General features: G+C 62.3%; 11 protein-coding genes. 7 read left to right on the forward strand and 4 right to left on the reverse strand.

All coding sequences use genetic code 11. From position 1 onward, the window contains the following. The first annotated feature begins 216 nt into the window (after positions 1 to 216). Complete coding sequence (locus Pan216_RS08740) at positions 217 to 2,397, forward strand: CAP domain-containing protein (protein ID WP_145257623.1); 2,181 nt, start codon at positions 217 to 219, stop codon at positions 2,395 to 2,397. Positions 2,398 to 2,974: 577 nt separating this feature from the next. Beyond that, the gene (locus Pan216_RS08745) at positions 2,975 to 4,963 is read left to right on the forward strand and encodes a CAP domain-containing protein (RefSeq protein ID WP_145257625.1); all 1,989 of its coding nucleotides are present in this window, start codon (positions 2,975 to 2,977) and stop codon (positions 4,961 to 4,963) included. A 527-nt stretch (positions 4,964 to 5,490) separates the two neighbouring features. On the opposite strand, the gene Pan216_RS08750 is transcribed toward Pan216_RS08745, so the two are convergent. Then, positions 5,491 to 6,360, reverse strand: coding sequence for a glycosyltransferase family 2 protein (locus Pan216_RS08750; RefSeq protein ID WP_145257626.1), 870 nt, complete (start codon positions 6,358 to 6,360; stop codon positions 5,491 to 5,493). 638 nt (positions 6,361 to 6,998) lie between these two features. Between Pan216_RS08750 and Pan216_RS08755 the strand changes: the two genes are divergently transcribed. The 3 genes from Pan216_RS08755 to Pan216_RS08765 all read left to right on the forward strand — a co-directional run bounded on the left by Pan216_RS08755 (position 6,999) and on the right by Pan216_RS08765 (position 13,960). Next, a complete protein-coding gene (locus tag Pan216_RS08755) occupies positions 6,999 to 10,253 on the forward strand; it encodes a glycosyltransferase (RefSeq protein WP_145257627.1) in 3,255 nt (1,084 codons plus the stop codon). A 137-nt stretch (positions 10,254 to 10,390) separates the two neighbouring features. Beyond that, positions 10,391 to 11,506 carry a hypothetical protein gene (locus Pan216_RS08760; RefSeq protein ID WP_145257628.1) on the forward strand — a complete coding sequence of 372 codons (1,116 nt, stop codon included), beginning with the start codon at positions 10,391 to 10,393 and terminating at the stop codon, positions 11,504 to 11,506. Between the two features lie 75 nt (positions 11,507 to 11,581). Next, on the forward strand, positions 11,582 to 13,960 hold the full coding sequence (locus Pan216_RS08765; RefSeq protein WP_419193429.1) for a DEAD/DEAH box helicase: 2,379 nt from the start codon (positions 11,582 to 11,584) through the stop codon (positions 13,958 to 13,960). Here the strand turns inward: Pan216_RS08765 and Pan216_RS08770 are convergent. Further along, the gene (locus Pan216_RS08770) at positions 13,944 to 14,903 is read right to left on the reverse strand and encodes a peptidylprolyl isomerase (protein ID WP_419193430.1); all 960 of its coding nucleotides are present in this window, start codon (positions 14,901 to 14,903) and stop codon (positions 13,944 to 13,946) included. The genes Pan216_RS08765 and Pan216_RS08770 overlap by 17 nt on opposite strands. A gap of 595 nt (positions 14,904 to 15,498) precedes the next feature. On the opposite strand from Pan216_RS08770, the gene Pan216_RS08775 reads away from it, so the two are divergent. After that, complete coding sequence (locus Pan216_RS08775) at positions 15,499 to 16,485, forward strand: diguanylate cyclase (protein WP_145257631.1); 987 nt, start codon at positions 15,499 to 15,501, stop codon at positions 16,483 to 16,485. Between the two features lie 160 nt (positions 16,486 to 16,645). Next, on the forward strand, positions 16,646 to 17,845 hold the full coding sequence (locus Pan216_RS08780) for an aminotransferase class V-fold PLP-dependent enzyme (RefSeq protein ID WP_145257632.1): 1,200 nt from the start codon (positions 16,646 to 16,648) through the stop codon (positions 17,843 to 17,845). Here the strand turns inward: Pan216_RS08780 and Pan216_RS08785 are convergent, their stop codons facing one another. Both Pan216_RS08785 and Pan216_RS08795 read right to left on the reverse strand, forming a co-directional pair. Then, positions 17,846 to 21,121 (reverse strand): TolB-like translocation protein, encoded by a 3,276-nt coding sequence (locus Pan216_RS08785; RefSeq protein ID WP_419193431.1) that lies wholly within the window; start codon positions 21,119 to 21,121, stop codon positions 17,846 to 17,848. 333 nt (positions 21,122 to 21,454) lie between these two features. Beyond that, positions 21,455 to 22,105 (reverse strand): hypothetical protein, encoded by a 651-nt coding sequence (locus Pan216_RS08795; protein ID WP_145257635.1) that lies wholly within the window; start codon positions 22,103 to 22,105, stop codon positions 21,455 to 21,457. Positions 22,106 to 22,430 lie beyond the last annotated feature (325 nt).

The raw sequence follows: 22,430 nt of genomic DNA on the forward strand, positions 1-22,430 counted from the left end.
TTCACTGCCGCTGAATGACGCCTCAGCCGCGTCTTGACGCGTCCCCTTCTCACGCGTCGTCGCGACCCGTTCGACGCGATTTGCGAGCTATACTCCCACCATCAAAGAGGAAATTGATCCTTCTTTTCGCTCCCCCGACTTCTCCCCCTCCTGATGAAGCCGACGGGATCCCGTCGCGTCCATTGATCAACGACGACTACCGCCGAGGCCATTCCGATGCCGCTAGAAGCCGCGACGTCTCTAGCATCCCTATGGGTGCTATGTGTCGATCGAGCGTTTCCCCTTTGTCAACTTGTCACCAATGATCCTCGCCGCCATCGTCCCGCGCTGGACCGGCTCGAGGAACGTTGTGTTCCCGTGGTCAACATCTCCGGACAAGCGCAACTGGTCGTTGAACTGGTCAACCTGGCCCGCGCCGACCCAGCTGGAGTCGCGGCTTCCTATGGGATCGACCTCAACGAAGGGCTCGACCCTGGGACGATTTCATCAACGCCCAAACAACCCCTCGCGATCAGCCAGGAAATCTCCAACGCCGCCGACGTCCACGCTCAGGACATGATTGACTTCGACTTCTTCGGGCATTCGAGCCCGCGCACCGGTTCGCCCGGCGATCGGATGCAAGCCGCGGGCTACGACTGGAACAGCTACGGCGAGAACATCGCCTACGGCAGCGCCGGCTTCTACAGCGTCGCGGATCTACAGGAACTCCTCTTCGTCGACGAGGGAATTCCGGAACGCGGGCATCGGACCAACATGCTCGCGGGAGGCTTTCGCGAGATTGGGGCCTCGGCGGAGGTGGGGGCTTTCACGACATCCCCCGGCACCTTCGACGCCCTCTTCGTCGTTCAGAACTTCGGAAGACGTTCCTCGGACTTCTTTCTCACGGGCGTGGTTTACGACGACGCGGACGGTTCCGATTTCTACGGGGTCACCGAAGGACTCGCGGGCGTGACCATCACGGCCAGCGACGGCGACCAAGAGTTCTCGACGACGTCGGGGACCTCGGGAGGGTACTCGCTGGAGTTGCCTGATGGTACTTACACCGTCACGGTGGCTGGAGCGGGCATCGACGCGACGCGTACGATCACCATCGACGGTGCGAACATCAAACGCGACTTCACGTTGCAAGACGACGAGCCCTCCTCTCCGCCACCGACCGACCCGCCACCTTCACCGCCGCCGGTTGATCCCCCTTCGGATCCACCGCCGCCACCGCCAGTCGATCCTCCCAACGATCCACCTTCATCACCGCCGGTCACGCCTCCGGAGTCGCCACCCGCCTCTCCGCCGACCGATCCGCCTTCTTCGCCGCCTTCCAGTCCACCCGCGTCGCCTCCGAGTGCCGTTCCGGAATCGCCTCCAGCATCACCACCGTCGACGCCAGGAACGGTCGACGTCCCAGGCATTTTTCGCAGTGGAACTGTCGTCCTCGATGTCGATGGTGACCACGCCTACGATGGCGCGGTCGATCGCACGGTTGGGTTCGGCGCTCCGGGAGACCACTTCTTCGCCGGGGACTGGGATGGCGACGGTGCCGACGAGATCGGACTCAAACGCGACAACCTGATCGTCCTCGACCTGAACGGGAACTGGCAGTGGGACGAGGGCGTCGACGCCGTGTTCCTCTTCGGTATCGCCAGCGATAAGATCTTTGTCGGCGACTTCGATGGCAATGGCATTGACGAGATCGGGCTCTACCGAAGCGGCGTCGTGGTCATCGATAGCAACAACTCTCGGGCGTACGAACCGGGCGTCGATCACGAGTTTCCCTTTGGCGTCCCCGAGGCGACCCCGGTGGCTGGCGACCTCAACGGTGACGGCCGCGACCAACTGGTGATGATGTTCAACGGCGCGTGGGCCTTCGACCTCGACGGGGACTTCGTCTACACGCCTGGCGTCGACACGACCGCCGCGTTTGGAACGGTGGGAGATATTCCTCTGTTGGGGCGGTGGGATGCCGACGGCAACGCGCGGATTGGCATCTTTCGCCAGGGTGGGGTCGATCTCGATATCGATGGGAGCTTGACCTACAACGTCCAGATCGACTTGAGCTTCGGGTTCGGAAACGCCGACGATCTGCCGCTGGTCGGTCGGTTCTTCCCGGAAGGTCTCACCACAGCGGTGAGCGGTCCCTTCTCGGTCCTCTCCGCGACGGGTTCGCGCGAAGCGGCACTCCAGACGGGGCATTCCGCCGTCGCGGCTGGACAGACAAGGAGCACGTCTCCCGTCACGGTCCTGACCGCCGTGGGCGAAGAGTCGTCGTCGCTTGCTCGTGACGCGACAACCACCGGCCGGAACGACGTTGGCGATCGCGATCTCGTAGCGAGCGAGCCTGGAGAGCCCTGGATCGCGGTGCTCGACGAACTCTTCGAAGGCGAGGCATCGCCGGTTGGTTAGCGGTCACTTCCGGTGGGCAAGCCAAAGTGCAAGAGGAGAGGCGGGTTCCCTTCAGTATCAGCGGACTGGAGGTGACCCGCTCATTGGGAGAAAACCCCCGCGTCCCATTCTTCGTTGCCCAGTTGTGCCATTCGGCGCCGTTTCCCAATTCCGCCGACGCGGCATGTCCGGGGATCACCCCTTTTTCAGTATCACTCCTTTGAATGCCCCTTGGCGTCGAGTCGCTAGGGGCACTATTCTGGTAGTTGGGTACTTGCTTTTCTCTCGTCTCCCCACCGCGTCGCGACATCCACGGTTTCGGCGTCCATCGAACAGAGTGAGGGGTGAGTGGGGTAGTTCGACCTTGACGCTTTTGGACAAGTAATTTCCACTTGGTAACGACGTTTCTCGAAACGGTCAATTTCGGCGTCCCGCATTCCAGGAGCGACAGGCTCATTCCGAGTGGTCCGCCCGATCAGCCGATCGGCGAGCCGGAGGAAGGAACCCTTTCGCGAGGTTGGTTTTTTCAACGGATGTGGGAACGACGGAGCGCGCAGCCGTCTCGACTACCGCTGTCTTGTCTGATGAAGGATTCGCGATGACGAATGATGTTGCGTGCTCGCTTTCACGTTTCTTGATCGATTCGGTAACCCGGACGGTTGGCCGGTTGGCGCCCATTGCTCCCAGCAGCGCCCGTTGCCAGCCGATGATTGACGAACTCGAGGACCGCTGGGTCCCGACGTTCAACATTTCCGCGGAACAGCAACTCGCGATCGAGTTGGTCAACTACGCTCGAATCGACCCGGTTGGATTCGCCAATCTCTATGGGATCGATCTCAATGAAGGGCTCGCCGCCGGGACCATTTCCGCCGACTCCAAGCAACCGCTCGCCTACAACGCATCGTTGACCACTGCCGCCGTCGGCCATGGCGACGCCATGATCGCCCAGGACTTCTTCGCCCACGACAATCCGACTACCGGTTCGTCCCCCAGTTCGCGAGCGACCGCGGCCGGCTACGACTGGACGCTCATCGGCGAGAACCTCGCGGTTGGGACTTCGAACTTCAGTACCGTTTACACGCTCTTTGAAGGTCTCTTCGTCGACGCCGGGATTGAGGGGCGGGGCCATCGCACGAACATGCTCAATGAGGGCTACCGCGAGATCGGCACCGCGACGCCGGTCGGTCCGCTCACCTATCAGTCGGGGACATTCGAGTCGCTCTTCCTCGTGCAGGAGTTCGGCACCCGGAGTTCCAACCCGTTCCTGACGGGGGTCGCCTACGACGATGTCGATGCCTCGGGGAGTTACGGCGTCGGGGAAGGGCTGCAAGGCGTCTTCATCACTGCGATCTCGAGCGGGGGGCAGGTCTTCTCGACCTCGACAGGCACCTCGGGCGGCTACTCGCTGGAGCTTCCCGCTGGGACCTACACCGTCACGATCGCCGGAGCCGGGATCAACACCGTCCAAGAAGTGACGATCGGCGACCTGAACCTCAAACGCGACTTCACGCCGCAGAACTCGGTTCCCGCGCCACCGCCGGCGCCGAATCCCGTGACCACCGCGACCGGCATCCCGAGCATCTATCGCGACGGGACGGCGGTCCTCGATATCAACGGCAATCACGTTTATGACGCGAGTGTCGATCTCACCGTCGGATTTGGTCAGCCTGGCGACAACTTCATCGTCGGGGACTGGAACGGCAACGGCATCGATAAGATCGGGATCCAACGCGGCAATCTCTTCGCCCTCGATCTCGACGGCGATCTGGCCTTCACGTCGGGCGTCGACGTCGCGTTCACCTTCGGGGTGGCTGGAGACAAGGCATTCGCCGGAGACTTCAACGGTGATGGCGTCGATGAGTTAGCGATCTTCCGGGAAGGCAACATCATCATCGACACCAACAACAACTTCGCCTTCGACGCCGGTATCGATCAGACGTTCGCCTATGGCGTCGCCGCGGCGACTCCCGTGGCCGGTGACTTCGATGGAAACGGGATCGACCAGATCGCCACGATGTTCAACGGCGCTTGGGCGATTGACGTCGACGAGGATTTTGTCTTCACTTCCGGCGTCGACGTAACCGCCGCCTACGGTACTGTGGGCGACCTTCCGATCGTCGGCGACTGGAGCACCACCGGGTTCGATCGCATCGGAATCTTCCGCAATGGGAGCATGGATCTCGACATCGACGGCAACCTGGTCTACAGCGCCGAGGCGGACCTGGGCTTCGGGTTTGGGAACATCGGCGATCTGCCGTTGGTGGGCGAGTTCTTCTACTACTTCGAGCAACAATCGACGTCGGCACTCTCGGCGCAGCAAGTCCTCTCCTCGACCGCTTCCCGCGCCGCGGGAGACGCGGTGGTCGGACCACTCGAATCGGGCGTCGGCGAAAGCGTTTCGGTGGTCGGTTTGGGCGGCGACGTCATCGAGGACCGTGAAGAGGAGCAGGAGGAGAGTTCTTCCGAAGCGACGAGCGTCGATGTTGCCGAGCAGACGGCCGCACCCACCGACGGCAGTACGGACGAGGAAGCCTCGTGGATCGAGGTGCTCGACGCCTTCTTCGGCGATGAGTTCGCCTCGATTTAGGCCGCGTTGGTCGGGTCGTGATCTTATGTCTTGGTATGTTCGCCTACGACCCGCTTTGTCCTCGAACGTCTCCCCCTTTTGTCCAAGGGGTGAGCCTCTTTTGTCCCCCTTTTGTCCAAGGGGGGTCGGTATCTCTTCCGTCTTTTCCGAGAATCGTCGACGTTGCCCTTGGAAAGAAGACCCCCTCTTATCTCCCCCTTGGATAAGGGGGAGCATCAAGATGGAATCCCCTTGGATAAGGGGGAGCATCAAGATGGAATCCCCTTGGATAATAGGGAGCATCAGAGAAGATTGCATTGGACTACGGGATTCCGGATGGGCGGCACCAATGCAACGAAGGGGCATCGCCAAGGCACCCCGTCTCCCACCAGCCCGTCGATCTATTCGCTGCCGTTGACGAACGGCTCTTTTGACCAGTCTCGGCGTTGAAAAACCTCGACGAAACTACGGATTCGACCGCGATTCTCCTCCTTGATCTTGGCCAACATGGCTCGTTCTCGCGTTGGCCCGCTTAAATCAACGGACTGCTAGGCCGCGCGGCGGGGGCGGAGGGTTTGCACGAGGACACTGTCCAGATCGACAAGCACCGGCCATTTCTTCAAGACGTAGAGCGTCACCAGCCGTCGGACGAGACCCGATAGATAGCGAACGTTGGTCGGGATTCCCCATTGCTGCATGAGAACGACGGCGTAGCCGACCAGCCAACGGCGCGGCACGGCGCCGTAGCGCGCGAGCAGCATGTTGTTGATCTCCGCGTGAACCGCCAGTCGGGAGCCGAGCGTCTTGTTCGTCGGATAGAGACGCGAGCCGGCGAGCTTGAAGGGGATCGCCGCGAACTGGCATCCTCCCTCGGCGAGCCGCAGCCAATACTCGTAGTCCATGCAGTAGCGCAGCGTGGCGTCGAGCCCCCCACAGCGTTTCACGACCCGGCGCCGAAAGAAGACCGCCGGCTGGCAGAGGTAGCAGATCTCCCTGAGTCGTGCCAAGTCCCACGGTTCGGTCGGGTAGGGCTCGATGATGCTGTCTTGTGCGTCGATGTGGCAAGCCCGTCCATAAACGACGTCGACTTCGGGATGCCGGGCGAAGTAGCTTTCGACCTTCGCGAGCGCTCCCGGCTCGTAGACGTCATCGGAGTTGAGCCACCCGATCAGCGGTGCCGAGGTTGCCTTGATCCCCTTGTTGACCGCGTCCGCCTGTCCATCGTCCTTCTCCGAGACCCACCGGATCCTATTGCCGTAGGACTTGAGCACGTCGACTGTTTCGTCGGTCGATCGGCCGTCGGCGATGAAATAGTCGAGCTCGCCAACGTCTTGGGAAAGGACGCTCTCGATGGTTCGACGCAGGAATCGCCCCTGATTGAACGATGGGGTGACGATGGCGAAGGATCGTTGGGACATGATGGGTTCCGCTCGAAGGATTTGACGCGGCCACACTCTGTTTCGGGGGCGACCATAGCTGGAGCTCCACTCTTGTCAACGCGGGAGACAGGGCCAGGGCGATTCCGTCCTCGGCAGAGTGACGACTCGACTTGACACACATTGGCAAATCTGTGACGTGCCCCCTCACGAAAGTTACGGAGCGCGCAGCTTGAGACGAAGCACCTAGATTCCGGCGAGTGAAGTGACCGAACGCCGGACGGTAGCGTACGTCCGCACCGGGACTCTCGTTCCTCGAAACGCCTCGGCGTTGGGGAAGGGGGCAGGGGCGGCGTGCGGAGATTCTCACCCTCGGGATGAGGTTCGTGGTCGAGAAGTCGAGGATGCCAACGATGGGCGTGCTCGCGACCGATCGGCGACGAAGCCTTTCTCGCGAGGGACGACGATGGTGACGACTCGCGTGTGGTGGGGGGAAGCTGGTTCTCCCCGTCGTCGAGTCGGGTTTGGGCGCGCAGTGCCCGTTACGGACGTTCCGCCTGGGAGATCGGACCACCGTAGATCGAGAGAGTCGCCCCTCCGCGACCCTTCGAACCGGTGCTCGTCAACGCTTCACGGCGGGAATTCAAGAGTCTCGCGGCAACGAGACACGGAGAATCTTGATGCAGGATCTTCCCAAGATCGGTCTGGTTGTCCCCTCCTACAACCAGGGACGTTTTCTCGAGGAAGCGCTAAGTAGCATCTTCGATCAAAACTATCCCAATCTCGAGGTCGCCGTCATCGACGGTGGGTCGACCGACAATAGCGTCGAGATCATCCGCCGCTACGAATCAAAGCTCGTTTACTGGCGCAGCGAGCCCGACGGGGGGCAATCGGCGGCCATCAACGAGGGCATGAATCACTGCCAGGGCGAAGTGGTCGGTTGGCTCAACTCCGACGACTTTTACCACAACGACTCGCTCTGGACCCTCGCCCGCGCCTTCCGCGCCCATCCCGATCGCGGATTGTACATCGGCAACGGGATGCGCTACACCGACGCGACGGAGACCTATGCTCCCTTCGCGCGGCACCACATGGCGTTGAACCGACACGCGTTGCTCTACGGCTTGGACTACATCCTGCAGCCGGCGACCTTCTTCTCCCGTCGCGCGTGGGACGACGTCGGCGGACTCGACGAGTCGCTTCGCTTCTGCATGGATTGGGATCTCTTCCTGCGGATCTCGCGCCGCTGGCCGGCGGTGATCGTCAACGAGTACCTCGCCTGTAGCCGCGAGTATGAAGAGACCAAGACCGCCTCGGGGCGCATGGTGCGCGTGGAAGAGATCCGCGCGATGATTCAGAAACATACCGGCGAAGAGCTCAGCCCGGGAACGCTCTACTATTTCCTCGAGACGATTCTCGACGTGGCGGTTCCGCTCGACATCGAGCCGGCGCGCCATCAAGCCTACGCTTCGATCGAGTATCTGCGCGATCGGTGGAAGATGCTCTACGGCGGCAATCACGGCTTTCCCGAACAGTCCGACGAACGCGACGAGGTTTACCTGCAAAAGCGGTCGACCCCCGCGCGCCGCGATCCGATCGGTGACGACGCCGACGATCTGCCGACCATCAGCATCGTCGTGCCTTCCTACAACCAGGTCGAATTCCTCGAGGAGACGCTCGAGAGCATCGACGACCAGGCGTATTCAAAGTGTCAGACGATCGTCGTCGATGGGGCCTCGACCGATGGCTCGCTCGAGGTTCTCGAACGCTGGGATCGCAAACTGCACTACTGGGTCTCCGAGCCCGACGAGGGGCCGGCCCACGCGATCAACAAGGGCTTCACGGTGGCGACCGGCGACATCGTCGGCTGGCTCGCCTCCGACGACTTGCTTAGCGCCGACGCGCTGCGTCATGTCGCCAAGGCCTTCGCCGACAATCCCGATCTCGACATGGTCTACGGCAACGCCTTGTACATCGACGAGGAGGGTTCGCTCTTCCTGGCCGATCACGGCACGCACAAGACGGGGCTCTACTACGGCGAGATCCAATCGGCGGGTCTCATCCCAGCCTACTGGAAGTACGTCCATGCCGTGCCCCAACCGACGGTCTTTTTCCGCCGACGATTGCTGGAGCAGTGCGGGATGTTGGACACGTCGTACCACTTCATCTTCGACTTCGAGCTCTTCTTCCGCTTTGTCCAGACGGCGAAGATCGAGAAGATCGAACGGGTTCAGGCCTTCTACCGCATCCACGCGTCGTCCAAAACGAGCGATTGGAGCAAGTTCCTCGTGGAGCTCTTCCGCTTCAGTCGGCTGCATTGGCCCGGTATGCGGCAGCCCGGCTTCGCCGAGACGCTCCGCGACTACGTCGACAACTACATGGGGCGGACCTTTGGTGGCGTCCCACGCGACAACTGGTATAGGCTGACAAGTGCCTTCGTCGGGTTCTGCGCCGCCACGGGCATGATGAATCCCGAAGCGATTCGCTGGCCAGGGAACACCATCCCAAGGCTGGATGGATCGTCGCTGCGGCGTCGGTGGGATCGCTTGGTTCACTGGGGACGGGCCCTGCTCCAGAAGCCCGAAATGCCGCCAACCGAGTCCATCGAGACGACCACGGCACCGGCGCCGGTCGACTACGCGATCGAATCGCGCAGTGGTCGCTTCCGAGCCGCCTTTTGTTCGTTCTTCTTGCCGCTGTCGCCAGGGCACTCCGGAGGTGAGATTCGCGACTTCCACATGGTGCGCAAGCTGCTCTCCTTCTCGCGACTGGACTTCTTCGCGCTCTACGACCTAGAGCCCCAGGGACGCGACAACGTGCTCGACACCTACCTGGAGAGCTATCGCGGGCCCAAGCCGGCCCATCAGTGGCTCGCGCGTGCTTCGGCCGGTTCGACCAAGTACTCCGAATCGGATGAGTGGGCCGATCGCTATCACCGCGACGCCGCCGTTCGTGCCCAGGGTTCCTTCTGGGATCTCGCCGAGGAGATCGAGTCCTTCCTTCGCATCGGCAAGTGGGACTTCCTTTTCGTCAGTCCGCAAAGCAATCCGATCGCGCTCTCGATGCTGGCGGAGTCTCGCAAGACGCGGCTGGTGATGGCCTCCTACGATGTCGAGTCGGTTCGTATCGAACGGCTCGCCGCGTCGACGCTCAGTGCGGAGCTGGCGCGGATCGAGTCGGAGCGGGCCAGACGATTTGAGACGGACAATCTCGAATACCACGACGGGATCATCTCGGTCAGCCAGCTCGACAAGGACCTCTTCGTCGAACGCTACAACTTCCCGCCCGAGCGGATTTTCGTCCTCGAGAACAGTGTCGATCAGCGGTACTTCTCGTTCGAGGAACGTCAGCGACTCGAGCGTCCGACCGTCACCTTCGTCGGCAACCTCGGCTACCCGCCCAATCACGAAGCGGCGCTGCGATTGGTCAACGGCGTCTTTCCCGCCGTCCGAGAGAAACACCCCGATGCCCGCTTGGTCATCGTCGGCGCTGGGCCGGCGCAGGACTTGATCGATTTCGCCGACGGCGACACTATTGTCGTCACCGGGCGCGTCGAGGACGTCCGCGTCTATCTCGCGAACACCTCGGTCATCTGTGCTCCGCTTCAGACCGGGAGCGGGACCAAGTACAAGATCCTCGAGGCGATGAGCGCCGGCGTGCCGGTTTGCTGCACGCCGCTCGCCGCGGAAGGACTCTCGATTGCCGATGGCGAGCACGTCCTCATTCGTCAGACAGATGGGGAACTCGCCGAGGCGATCTCGCAGGTCATCACGCAACCGGAGGAGAGCGCCGCGATGGCTCGCCGTGCCCGGGCGCTAATCGACGCGTCCTACACGTGGGATGCCAACCTCGAGCCGCTGGAAGCTTGGCTCGAGATGCTTCAACAACTCCCCCTACGGGGACGCTCGTCGACCGAACGACGGGCCTCGGCGTAGGCAAGCCGCGATCGGACGTGAGCCGTTCGTGGTGCCAACCAGTCGCTCGCCGAGCGCGGCGGGCTCTCGAAGACAGAACTGTTTTCTCGAGATGAAAAGAACATTCACTCCACTTCCTATCCTTCCAGGAGAATGCCATGGGCATGATTCACTTCTCCATCGACCTCGCCCTGGTCGAACACGTTCAGCGCCTCCTGCCGATCGCGACCTTCGTGGAGACCGGCACGTTCGAGGGTGATACGGTCGCCCGCATCTGCGATCGATTCGAGGAGATCCACACCGTCGAGCTGAGCGAGCCGCTTCACCAGCGGATTTGCGAGCGCTTCTCCGACGTCGAGAAGATCCATCCCGCGCAGGGCGATTCGGCCCAGTACCTGCGCGACCGCGCCGAGTCGTGGCGCGACCGCCCGGTCCTCTACTGGCTCGACGCCCACTGGTGCGTCGCCGATCATACCTCCGGGGACACGTCGCAGTGTCCGCTGATCGGAGAGATCGAGGCGCTGCGGCACCTCAACGAGCAGAGTGTTCTGATCATCGACGACGCCCGCTTCTTTCTCTGTCCTCCGCCCGCCCCGATGGACAGCTCGCAGTGGCCTTCGTTCGACGAGGTCATGGACGCCCTGCGCGGCATCAGCGATCAACACGAGATCATGGTGCTCAACGACACGATCCTGCTCTTCCCACGCTCGATCAGCGCGGAGACAAAGGCCTTCGCCGTCGAGCATGGCGTCAACTTCCACGAGATCGTCCACCAGCGCGATTGCCTGGAGGCCGACGTGCGGACGTACAAGAAGAAGATCGAGGAGATGCTCGCCGACCGTCGCTACATCGTGGAGGATCTCGGCCGCAAGGACGAGGCGATCGCCGAACAAGAACGGCTCTTGCAGCAGAAGGCCGCCGACATCGACGAGTTGCTCAAGGCCCAAGAGGCGGCGTTGGCGGAGAAGGTCGAACTGCTCGAAGCCCAACAGAAACTCGGCGAGGAGAAGAAGGAACTTTGGGACGAGTACCAGCGGACCGTCGACGCGCTGCACGCGAAGAACGACGACGTCATGAAGCTCAATGCCGCGGTTGGGCAGCTCGCGCCATTCCCATCGATGTACGAACACGATCATGCCGCGCTGGTGGAAGCCCACGAGCAACTCGGCGCGGTCTGCAAATACGTCGAACTCCTGGAGAAGAAGCTCTCGATCCTGCCTTTCTGGCGCCGCTACGTCGGGGCCGACTTCCCGCTCGAGCGGAAATCGGCTTGACCGAGAAGTCTATTCAAATGTACACTTCCTGGCTTGCGAGGATGCACCAGCGGTGCTCAGGCCAGGATGGTGAACATGGATGTCGACGCGGTCATCGCGGAACTGATCGATGACTCCCGGTTTCCTGGGAGAAAACGGCTACTGAGAACGCTTCCCGGTCGGGAGGCCTCCTACGCCACGCCCGATCCCCAACTGCCCGACGGACTCCGCTCCGCGTTGGAACGACTGGGGATCGAACGACTCTACACCCATCAAGTTGCCGCGCTCGAGCATGCCCGCTCGGGACGCTCGATCGTCACCGTAACCGGTACCGCTAGCGGCAAGTCGCTCTGCTACAACCTTCCGGTGCTGGAACAGTCGCTTCTCGATCCCCAAGCACGTGCCCTCTACCTCTTCCCGACGAAGGCCCTTTCTCGCGACCAACTGGGCGGCCTCGAACGGCTCGCGGCGGCCTCTCCGGATCTACGGGAGCGAATCCGTCCCGACGTCTTTGATGGCGACACGCCCACCGCGAGGCGGCGCGCCATCAAGGAACGGGCGAACGTCGTCATGACCAATCCCGACATGCTGCACGTCTCGTTGCTGCCGCAGCATCCCAAGTGGTCGCGTTTCTTCGCCGATCTGCGGGTGGTGGTTCTCGACGAGGTCCACACCTATCGGGGGATCTTCGGATCCCACGTCGCCAACGTTTTGCGCCGGCTGCGGCGGATCTGTCACCACTACGGCAGCGATCCGGTGGTCCTGGCGACGAGCGCCACCGTGGGAAATCCGGGCCCGCTCACCGAGGAGTTGATCGGCGCGCCGGTCAGTGTCGTCGAGGAAAACGGGGCTCCTTGTGGGCCCAAGCACATCTTCCTGTGGAGTCCCGCCGAGGCGGGTCTGGGTGGGCTTGCCCTCAAGAGCGCTTCGGATGAAGCGGTGCTCCTGCTGCAAACGCTTCTGCGCCATCAAGGCCGTGCGATCACCTTCACGCGCACGCGACTTGCTTCGGAACTGGTCTACCGAGGACTGACCGAGCGACTCGCCCATCACGCTCCGGGACTCGCTTCCAAGGTCAAGGCCTACCGCGGCGGTTACCTCCCCGACGAGCGCCGCGCCATCGAACGCGACCTCTTCGAGGGGCGACTCCAAGCGATCGTCAGCACCAACGCGTTGGAACTCGGCATCGATGTCGGCTCGCTCGACGCCGCGGTCTTGATCGGATACCCGGGAACGATCGCGAGCACTTGGCAGCAGATGGGCAGGGCGGGACGTCGCGCCGGGCCAAGCGTGTCGATCCTGATCGCCCAGAGCGACCCCATCGATCAATTCATGCTGCGCCATCCCGACTACTTCTTCGAGCAGTCACCCGAGGCGGCGACACTCGATGCCGAGAACCCATACATTCTTTCGCGGCATCTCTCCTGCGCGGCGTTCGAGCTTCCTCTCGACGAGGACGATCCGCCACGATTCGGGCCGAAGACGCAAGAGACCGCCGAACAACTCCAGAAGGAGAAGCGGCTCACCGAGACGGGTGGAGCCTACTACTGGGCGCGTCCCGACAACCCCGCGGTCGGCGTCAGTCTCCGGCACATGGCGGACAACACCTTCAGCATCATCGAGCGACGGCCCGAGGGGGAAGTGGTGATCGCCAACGTCGACGCCATCAGCGCGCCGGAACTGGTTTACCCCGAGGCGGTCTATTTGCACGCGGCGGAGACCTACCTGGTTCGCGAACTCGATCTCGAGGGAAAGATCGCCCGCGTCGAACGGCTCGAGACCGACTACTACACGCAAGCGATCTTGGAATCGAACATCAAGCTGCGCGAGCGGCGCCGCGACAAGCCCTGGGGGGATGGCGAGGCCGGGTTCGGAATGGTCGATGTCACCTGGAAGACAGTCGCGTTCAAGAAGATCAAGTTCGAGACCCGCGAGAACCTCGGCATGGGGCCGGTCGACATTCCCGAACAGACGCTACCGACGACGGGGCTGTGGTTGGCGATGGGGCCGGAGACCCGGGCTCTGCTCAAGTCGATGGGGTACCGGCCGAGCGAAGCGCTGGCGGGGACGCGCAACCTCTTCGTCATGGCGCTCCCCCTCTTGGCGATGTGCGACGTGCGCGACATCAGCGGCGTCGTCGACTCCTCGAACTTGGGGACGTCGGCCCTCTTCGTCTACGACCGCTATCCCCACGGGCTCGGCTATGCCGAGCGTGGCTATGAGCAGCTCGAACGACTGCTGGAGATGAGCTGTCGGATGGTCGAGGACTGTGGCTGCGAAGAGGGGTGCCCGAGCTGTGTCGGATTGCCGAACCTGAGACCGGCGATTCACGCCGATCCCGATTTGTCGCGGGGATATCCGATTCCCGACAAGGGAGCGACCCTGTGCCTACTGCGGCACTGGACGGGGCGGTCGCTCACGGGGGAAATGGAAGTGTCTCCCGCCATGCGCGGCGAGACTAGCGAAGCATCTTGACCTCGGAGTTGCTTCGCATGCGGGCGATGACGGTATCGCGAAGGTCCTCGGCATACTGGCTGGTGACGCTCTCGACCACGGTCTCGAAGGAGACGGACTTGCCCGGCTCCCGGTCGGTGACCTTGATGAGGTGGTAGCCGAAGTCGGTCTTCACCAAGCCGCTGATCTGTCCCACCTTGAGATCGAACGCGGCGGCGGCGAATGGTTCGGCCATGTCCCCCTTGCGCCGGATCTTTCCCAGGTCGCCACCCTTCTCGCGCGACGGGCAGTCGGAGTGGACGCGAGCCAACTCGTCGAAGGTCACGCCGCTGGCCAGTTGGGCGCGGATGGAGGAGATTCGTTGACGCGCCTTATCCCACTCCTGCGGATCGGCGTCGGCATCGACTTTGACCAGGATGTGCTGGACGCCGATGAGGGTGCCGTTGAAGGCGTCGGCATTGGCTTCAAAATAGGTGCGAAGGACCGAGTCGTTGGCTTGGCTGCGGACATACTTGAGCCACCGGTGAATGTTGGTGATGTCTTGCCGCATCTTGTCTTCGTCGATGTTCATCTCCTCGAGGAACTCCTCAAGGGTGCCGCCCTGGGCTTCGATTCTCTTGCGGAAGGTCGCGACGTGCTTGTCGACGTCCTTGGAGTCGACCTGGATGTCGCGTTGGTCGAGGTACTGGTTGACGAGGGTGTCGTCGATGATCAACTGGAGCAAGCGGCGCCGAAAGAGCTTCACCTGTTCTTCGGTCCGTTTCTCGTTGGCGAAGCGGGTCCGTTGGAAGGCTTGATCGACATCCTTGCTGGTGACGACTTTTCCGTTGACGACCGCCAGATCGCCGGCCGCGGCATCCGTCGGAAGCACGAGGAGAGCCGCAAGCAGGGCGCACGCTTCGATCAGGCGACGGCCGCGTCGCGACGTGGTCCGGAATGACTGCGTGAGAAGGTGACGGTGCACGTGAGGTTTCCCTTGCATCAAATCCTGCGCTTCATGTCCTCCAGAGCGCGCGTCTAGCAGGGAGCCTATAACCCGGTATGGGAAACGCGGACAGGGCATTTTGCGTCGATTTCCGACGTCGAACTTGGGGGAGTGACGACGTTTTGACAAGGGACGGCCCAAGATTGGGAACGTACGGGAGAAGAGAGCATGGAGGCTGAGAAAGCGGTCGGTGTCCGGGAGCGTAGTGACATAGGATGTTCACACTTCAGCCAAAAGCGAACGCCGATTGAGTCTCTTGAATCAAGTCTTGTCCGCTTTCGGTATGACTTGCGTATACACGTTAGAGGCCCAGCAATGGTGGTGGCGAAGGGCCTGGATTCGGAGTCGATGCCGCTGACGTTCTCGGACGGAATCGATCGCGGAATTTAGAATTCCTCTTCACGGAAGGAGTAAGGGCATCGACAAGCTCGTAGAGATGACGATAAGTTAGCGACAGTTGCGAGGGTCTTCCCTTTTCGTGTTGACGTCGTGATACCTATCGCTCATTCTTTAGAGGCGAGTCTGGAGATTGCCACTGGGGGAAGAGGCGTTCCAGTCACAGTGATTATTTAAGATGACCTTGGATGTAGAGAACCATCAAGAGCGGGGAGCTTCGCGCTCGCGTCGAGTGTTGTTGGTCGACGACAGCGTCGTCATCCAGCGACTCGTGCGCTCGCGGCTTGCCGCTGATGGATTTGAGGTATGTACCGCGGATGACGGCAAACAGGCCCTCGCGGTGGTCGCGAGCCTTAAGCCGGACGTCATCCTGCTCGACATCGACATGCCCGTCCTCGACGGCTATGAGGTCTGTCGACGTCTCAAAGAAGAGTCGGCCACTCGGCTCATTCCCGTCATCTTCCTCACCGCGCAAAGTCACACCGAGGACAAGGTCCGTGCCCTCGACATGGGGGCGGTCGACTACGTCACCAAACCATTCGACCCGATCGAACTACGCGCTCGAGTCCGTTCGGCCTTCCGGACGAAGTACTTGTTGGATCTTCTCGAGCAGAAGGCGCAAATCGACGGGTTGACCGGGCTCTACAACCGCTCCTACCTCGAGCGACGACTCGAACAGGAATTCGATCGGGTCCAGCGCTATCAAAGCTCGATGAGCTGTGTAATGATCGACATCGACCACTTCAAAGAGATCAACGACACCTACGGACACCTCTTCGGCGATCTCGTGCTCAACGAAGTCGCCGACGCGATGCGGCAACAGGTTCGCGCCGTCGATCTTGTCGCCCGCTACGGCGGGGAAGAGTTCGTCGTCATTCTGCCCGAGCAGCACCTTGAGGGAGCATCCACCTTCTCCGAGCGACTGAGGCGACACGTCGAACGGATGCGCTTCGTTCACCGCAAGGGAGAGGCCAAGGTGACCGTCAGCATCGGGGTCGCCTCCACCAACGAGCTCTTCGATCCCACGCCCAGGAGTTTGCTCGATCTCGCCGATCAAGCACTCTACGCGGCCAAAACCCGAGGCCGCAACCGCGTCTGCTATTGGGACGGTCACAGCCATCTCGACGCCAGTCACTCCTCGGCCGCCGAAGCCGACTTGCCTTAGCACGCCCACGTCCTAATCGAGCTTGATACGGTTCGCGCGCGGTCGGTGGCTCTGCGCCCCTCGCCACGGCGACAGACATCGGGCTTCCGTCGGGAAGACCGACGGGCTGCTAAACTCCGCGACAACGAGAGAACCGAGAGCGCCGGCCGAGGGGGAGAAGATGACGCTTCGCGACGAGACGTGGCTTGAGCATCGCTCACGACTCTGCATGGAACCGGGGGTGGTGTACTTAAACACCGGTTCGTACTCCGTCCTGCCTCGTCCCGTGGCCGAGAAGCTCGCCGACTGGCGGGAGCACCTCGCGCGGGCGCCGCTCGACTTCTACTGGCGGCGGGTGCCCGATACGATTCAGGAAGCCCGCCGAGCGTTTGCGGGCTACCTCGGGGCCGACCCGTTGGCGCTGGTCTTCTTCGCGAACGTGACGCAAGCGCTCAATGCCGCCGCCTCGTCGCTTTCGTTGCCGCCCGGTTCGCGGATCGCGATGTCCGACCACGAGTACGGCGCGATGCAGTTCATGTGGCGGGAGTTGGCGAAGCGCCACCAGTGGACTCTCGACGAAGTCCGCATCCCCGTCGACGTCGCCGAACCCGAGGAGATCGTCGACCGGTTCAGACGCGTCCTCAAGCCCGAGACGCGAGCTCTTTTCTTTAGCCACGTCACCAGTCCGAGCGGCCTGGTCATGCCGGCGAAGCGACTCTGCGCGCTGGCCCGGCAACGCGGGATCCTCTCGCTCGTCGACGGCGCCCACGCCCCGGGCATGCTCGACCTCGACTTGGCCGAGATCGGGGCGGACTTCTACGGCGGCAATGGACACAAGTGGTTCATGGCTCCGGTCGGGGTCGGGTTCCTTCACGTGCACGAGTCCGTTAAAGCGACGCTACGCCCGTTCATGACCAGTTGGGGGTGGAAGTTCGATCCCGAACGACCCGATGACGACAGCGGGTGGGGAGCCTCCTATTGGGCCAGGCAGTTCGAGTTCCAAGGCACGACCGATCGCTCACCACAGATGGTGATTCCCGAAGTGATCGCGTTTCGCGATTCGATCGGCGAGGAGGCGATTCGGCGGCGCTCGCGCGAGTTGGCGAGTCATGCCCGTGCCCGGCTCCTCGAGGTGGGATGGTCGCCGGCGACCAGCGATCACCCGGAGTTGTCCGGGGCCCTGGTCACCTGTGACGTGCCGAAGGTCGACGCGCTCAGGACGCGGGAATGGTTCTGGAACGAGGGGCGAGTCGAGATGGTCGCCAGCAGTGGGGCCAGCCGACACTTCGTGCGAATGTCGACGGCTTGGTTCGTGACGACCGACGAGATCGATCAGGCCGTCGAACTGATCTCGCGTTGCCCGTGGCACGAGCTGACCTGATTACTTTCTCACGCCAAAGTCGAGCGATACCCCCTCGAGGGGTTTGACGTCATTGTCGGGCACCACTTGAAGATTGATCGTTCCCCCATCGGCTCCGACACAGAGTAAGCCGACCAACGGCCGCTGCCCCGGTTTGGCGAGCACGAGCTTCGACTCGTAGAGCCCCCGGAACCGTTCCCAGGGATCTCTCGGGTTCGAAGTTCGCCGAACCGCCTCAAGGGGCACGCGCCGACCGTCGAGCCTCAGGAAGGCTTGCCCGGGAAGGTCCTCCGCTTGGAGCACGATCTTCTGGCTGACCTCGAAGTGGAGCGGAACGTAGACGAGGTACGCGCCTGGTTCGTCCATCTTCTCAAAGACTCGCCGCTTCCATGTCAGTGTCCCAACCTTGTCCGTGGGAATCTCCCGGAGCCGGCGGGTCAACCGATCGGCGACCCGGACACACTGCTTCTCCCCGGCTCCCATGGGAAGTTCCTCCTCCGGCAAGGGGCCGAGAACCATGCCCTCGGTGATGCGCCCATTGGGAATCGGAACGACCTCGGCCAACATCCGGGGATCGACCGCTTCCGCCGGCGAGGGAGTCTGATCGAAGGGCGGGCCGTCGATGATCTCCTGGGGGAGATGCACCGTCCACAGGTCGAAGCCACCCACGCCGCCTGGACGGTCGCTGGCGAAGTAGAGCCACTTGCCATCCGCCGTGACAAAGGGGCTGACGTCGCCGACCTCGGCGTTCGGATCCGCAAGGTTCGGCAACGGAACCGGGACCGTCCACGGGGCGTCGAGAGCCGAACGCTTCGATTGAAAGATGCCACGACGACCATCCTCGAGCGGACCCTCGAGGTACATCGTCAGCCCGTCGGCGGTGACGCTCGGCGAGTGGTAGTCGAACGGGAAGGGGAGGGGCGCGGTCTTCTCGAAGGGCCAGTCGGTGGCGGAGCGTTGGGTTTGGTAGACCTTCTTGCCTTCCGGTCGGTCGATCACGTAGTAGAGCGTCAACCCGTCGGCGGTGAACGCCGGTTCGGTCACGCTTAGGTGGGAACGCAACTCATGGATGACGTCAGGCGCCTGGAACATCCCGTCGGTCGATCGCCGCATCACGAAGAGCTGGTAGGGGCCGAACTTGTTATCGGTGAAGAGCATTTCCTTCGCATCGGGACTGATCGCGGGCGTCTGGGGACTCTTTGCCTCGGAGAGCTTCGAGAAATGAAGCAAGTCTTGGAAGTTGTTCGTCGCCTCCTCTCGCTCCGCTCGAAGCAGGCGCGACTCGTCGGGGGTGCTCCGCTGAAAGACCAAGTGCATTCGCGTCGGGTCGAGCGACGGATGACGTTCGTCACGGTCGGAGTTGACCAAGTCTAGATGTATCGGGGTTCCGCGGGGGCCATCGAGCGGTCGCGGCGGGCCGTGGAGTCGAGCGATCAGCTCCGGGCTGGCGCCGCGGGGTGATGCCGAGCCCTTCTTCGGATCGGTGGTATGAGCCTTGAGGCTTTCGATCGCCTTGGCGTCCTTGCGAAGACTCGCGAGAAAATAGTCGAGTCCGGCGAAGGGGCCGTCCATCTCGAAGCCGGTGACTTGAAGGTGGCCCTGACCCCCGACCTTCAAGGAGAGTCGCCCACCGAATCCTGGATCGGTGATGAGAATCTCCTTGTTGTCGACCGCGACACGGTAGGTGTCTGCGGCCTTGCGCTCCAGACGCAGCTCGTAGAGTTTGTCGGCCTCGAACGGAAACGCGAGTCGCCGACCGCGCTTGCTACCGATGGTGCCGTTCTTCGGATCGAGGGACAACTCGCCGCCATCGGAGAAGTACAACTGCACCGACGTCGTGGGTTGCCCTAGACGAAAGCTGAGCAGGACGCGGCGCGGGTCGGTGATGGGGCCGAGCTGGACCGTTCGGCCGGCGTAGACGTCGACCCCCGCGACGTCGTTGAGTTTCCCGCCCCAGGCCTCGATCTCCGGTTGGCGCTCGAAGGTGTAGCGCGTCGAGAGGAGATCGCCATCGATGGTGGTGGGCGTCCCGAAGTACTCCTCGGACTCATCCGCGGTCGGGGCGGCGAGCGTTCGAGGCCACTGGTCGTCAAGGCTCTTGCGATACGCGACATCACCCCCTTCGAGCCGAAGGTGGTCGATCGAGTACTTGAGATCCTTGGTACTTGCGTTGGAGACGAGAATCCCGAGAGCGACCGGCTCGATCACGGTGTCGGAGGAGGCGACGTTGGTGAATGACTTGCCGTCGTCGCTGACGCCGACGGACCAGGTCTTACCCGTACGGCGTAGCTCGATCCAGCACGGACCGGGCGGAATTCCCCGTCCTCGGCGCGACAATCGCTGCTCGTCCTGAACGCGGAGAGTCAGGGCCGATCCCGCTTCGGCACGACTCGACTCGGCGCCGACCAGTTCGTTGGGGGTACGGAACGCCCCGACGACAACCCGTTGGGCGAGGTCCGTGAATGAGTGCTCGTTCACCCGCAAGAGGAGCCGAAAGTTCCCCTTGGGCATTGGCAGAAAGAGCCCGCGTCGAGCCGCGCCGTCGACGGAGAGATCGAGCGTGGACTCGGCCGGCTTGATCGGCAGGAGGGTCGATGGAAAGCCGATGCGGCAGAATTCCTGGGCTCCCAGTTCATCGTCGAAAGCCGCTTCATAGAGGACTTGTTCGTTAGCCGCGACCGGGGGCAATTCCAGGGGCGGTCGGCCGTTGGCGCCGAGGCCGTTCTCGGTGGAGGCCGATTGCTGGGGAAGGAGAAACGAGTATGCCAGGGCTCCCACCACCAAGGCGACGGCGATCGATCCACCGGCGAGAACCAGACGGCGACCCTTTCCCGAAGTCGCTTCGTCCTCGTCCTCCCACTCCTCGTCTTCCTCGAGTTCGTCATCTTCGTCGACCGGTTCGGGCTCGGGTTCCTTCGACCAGGCGCGCGGCGGCGGAGCCTCCGAACCGGTGATAGCCGCGAGACGGGCGGCGTCGACATCGGGGGCGGTGGAATCCTTGGGTTTCTCGGCTCCCTTGCGCGATCCCAGGTTGAGTTGAAGGTCGTATTCTCCCTTGGCCTCGGCGTCGAGCAGGCAGACGCGCGCCATGGAGATCTGATTCATGAGCTCTTGGGAGAGTTCGCTATGCTGGCCGGCTTGGTAGGGGCGCAGTTTGGCGATCCGCGTCAACGCGGCGCGGTGGATTGTGTCGGGATTGGCTTCGAAGTTCTCGAGACCGAGAAGCTGATAGTGGTTCGGTTGCGCGATCGACTCGTCGATTCCCAACCATTCGTGATAGGCCCTGGTGATGTCCATCGTTGGTCGTCGAACAGGCGTTGAGCGAAGTGAAACGCGGCCGGGCGTGTCCCGTCAACGAGCACTCGCGTTGCTTGAAGTACTTCGTTCTACAGGTTTTGAACGATCTGTCGTGTCTCGAAGAGTCGTTCGACTCGACGCTACGTACAGCTTAGTCCACCAGCCCCGTCGTCGGCAACCACCACCATTCGCCTGATTCGCGGCCGGCATCGAATCGAGCACCGGATACGAGTACTCCGGTCCAATAAGAGCTTGTGGTGCCACTGGCTGCTTGTCAGCCACTGCCAAGGGGATAGGCCCACACCAACGGAGACGTCAAGTTGGAACGAAGCACTACGGAGTGCCCACCGGAACGGCGACGGGAGTCCCCGCGGGGACGGAAACGCCAGGGGTCATCGCGGGTGTCATGCCCGGAGTCGCGCAGGGCGTGCAGCCACAGATGCCGAGCTTCTTGTGAATCTCCTCGATGATGCGATATTCGAGCAGCGGATCACGACCGAGCGAGATCCAACCGGCGGCGACCGGGACCGCGGAGGTCACGAGCGTTTCGGTGGTCGGCTCGATGCTCGTGATGATGCCGGTTTCACCCAGGAACGATGTCGGGTTCTGCGGCAGATCCTCGAGTTCCTTGTAGACCTCGACGAGGATGGTGAAACCGCCGGTGGGCGCGGGCTGGATCAAGACGAAGGCCCGGCGCCGGATCGTTTGCAACGACGCTTCCAGTCGTTGCTCGAAGCCGATCGAGTCATGCCGCCAGGGTTCGAACCACGTCGCCGCCGAGAGGGGCTGGGTTTCGATCCGGCCGTCATAGCGGTTCTCGTAGCCGATCTCGAAGTATCGTTCGAGCACATCGACGGTGGTCTCCCAGACCAAGTCGAAGTTGTCGCACGACACCGTCGTCGGATCCTCGAACGTCGCCGGCACCGAGACGCACCCGGCCGTCAACGCCAACAAGATGAGTGAAGCGCGGCCCAAGCCGTGCATGGCATCCTCCCCTCGGGGGCGAAGGTCGCTTTCCCGGGAAGACCTGGAATCGATCGCTGATTCTTGTCGAAGGATGGGCTTATGCGCGCAATTCCAATCGGAGGCAAGGTCAGTTTTCAAACGTTGAGCAAGTTGCGCGAGCACGCAGGATGGGAAAAAGAAACGAGACCGGGGACGCAGGGTTCCCGGTCTCGATGGATCTTGTCGATAACGTGATCGATCGCGCTGGTATCCTAGGCCATCCAAATCTCGGGGGCCGCCGGCTGCTTGTCAGCCAGTGCCAAACGGTTAAGGATACACCAACACCAATTTCGAGTTGGAACAG

This window comes from Kolteria novifilia (assembly GCA_007748055.1).
Lineage (GTDB): Bacteria > Planctomycetota > Planctomycetia > Kolteriales > Kolteriaceae > Kolteria > Kolteria novifilia.

Coding starts and splice junctions, on each gene's coding strand:
- Pan216_RS08740 (WP_145257623.1), top strand. CDS start 217: ATGCCGCTAGAAGCCGCGACGTCTCTAGCATCCCTATGGGTGCTATGT.
- Pan216_RS08745 (WP_145257625.1), top strand. CDS start 2,975: ATGACGAATGATGTTGCGTGCTCGCTTTCACGTTTCTTGATCGATTCG.
- Pan216_RS08750 (WP_145257626.1), bottom strand. CDS start 6,360: ATGTCCCAACGATCCTTCGCCATCGTCACCCCATCGTTCAATCAGGGG.
- Pan216_RS08755 (WP_145257627.1), top strand. CDS start 6,999: ATGCAGGATCTTCCCAAGATCGGTCTGGTTGTCCCCTCCTACAACCAG.
- Pan216_RS08760 (WP_145257628.1), top strand. CDS start 10,391: ATGGGCATGATTCACTTCTCCATCGACCTCGCCCTGGTCGAACACGTT.
- Pan216_RS08765 (WP_419193429.1), top strand. CDS start 11,582: ATGGATGTCGACGCGGTCATCGCGGAACTGATCGATGACTCCCGGTTT.
- Pan216_RS08775 (WP_145257631.1), top strand. CDS start 15,499: ATGACCTTGGATGTAGAGAACCATCAAGAGCGGGGAGCTTCGCGCTCG.
- Pan216_RS08780 (WP_145257632.1), top strand. CDS start 16,646: ATGACGCTTCGCGACGAGACGTGGCTTGAGCATCGCTCACGACTCTGC.
- Pan216_RS08785 (WP_419193431.1), bottom strand. CDS start 21,121: ATGGACATCACCAGGGCCTATCACGAATGGTTGGGAATCGACGAGTCG.
- Pan216_RS08795 (WP_145257635.1), bottom strand. CDS start 22,105: ATGCACGGCTTGGGCCGCGCTTCACTCATCTTGTTGGCGTTGACGGCC.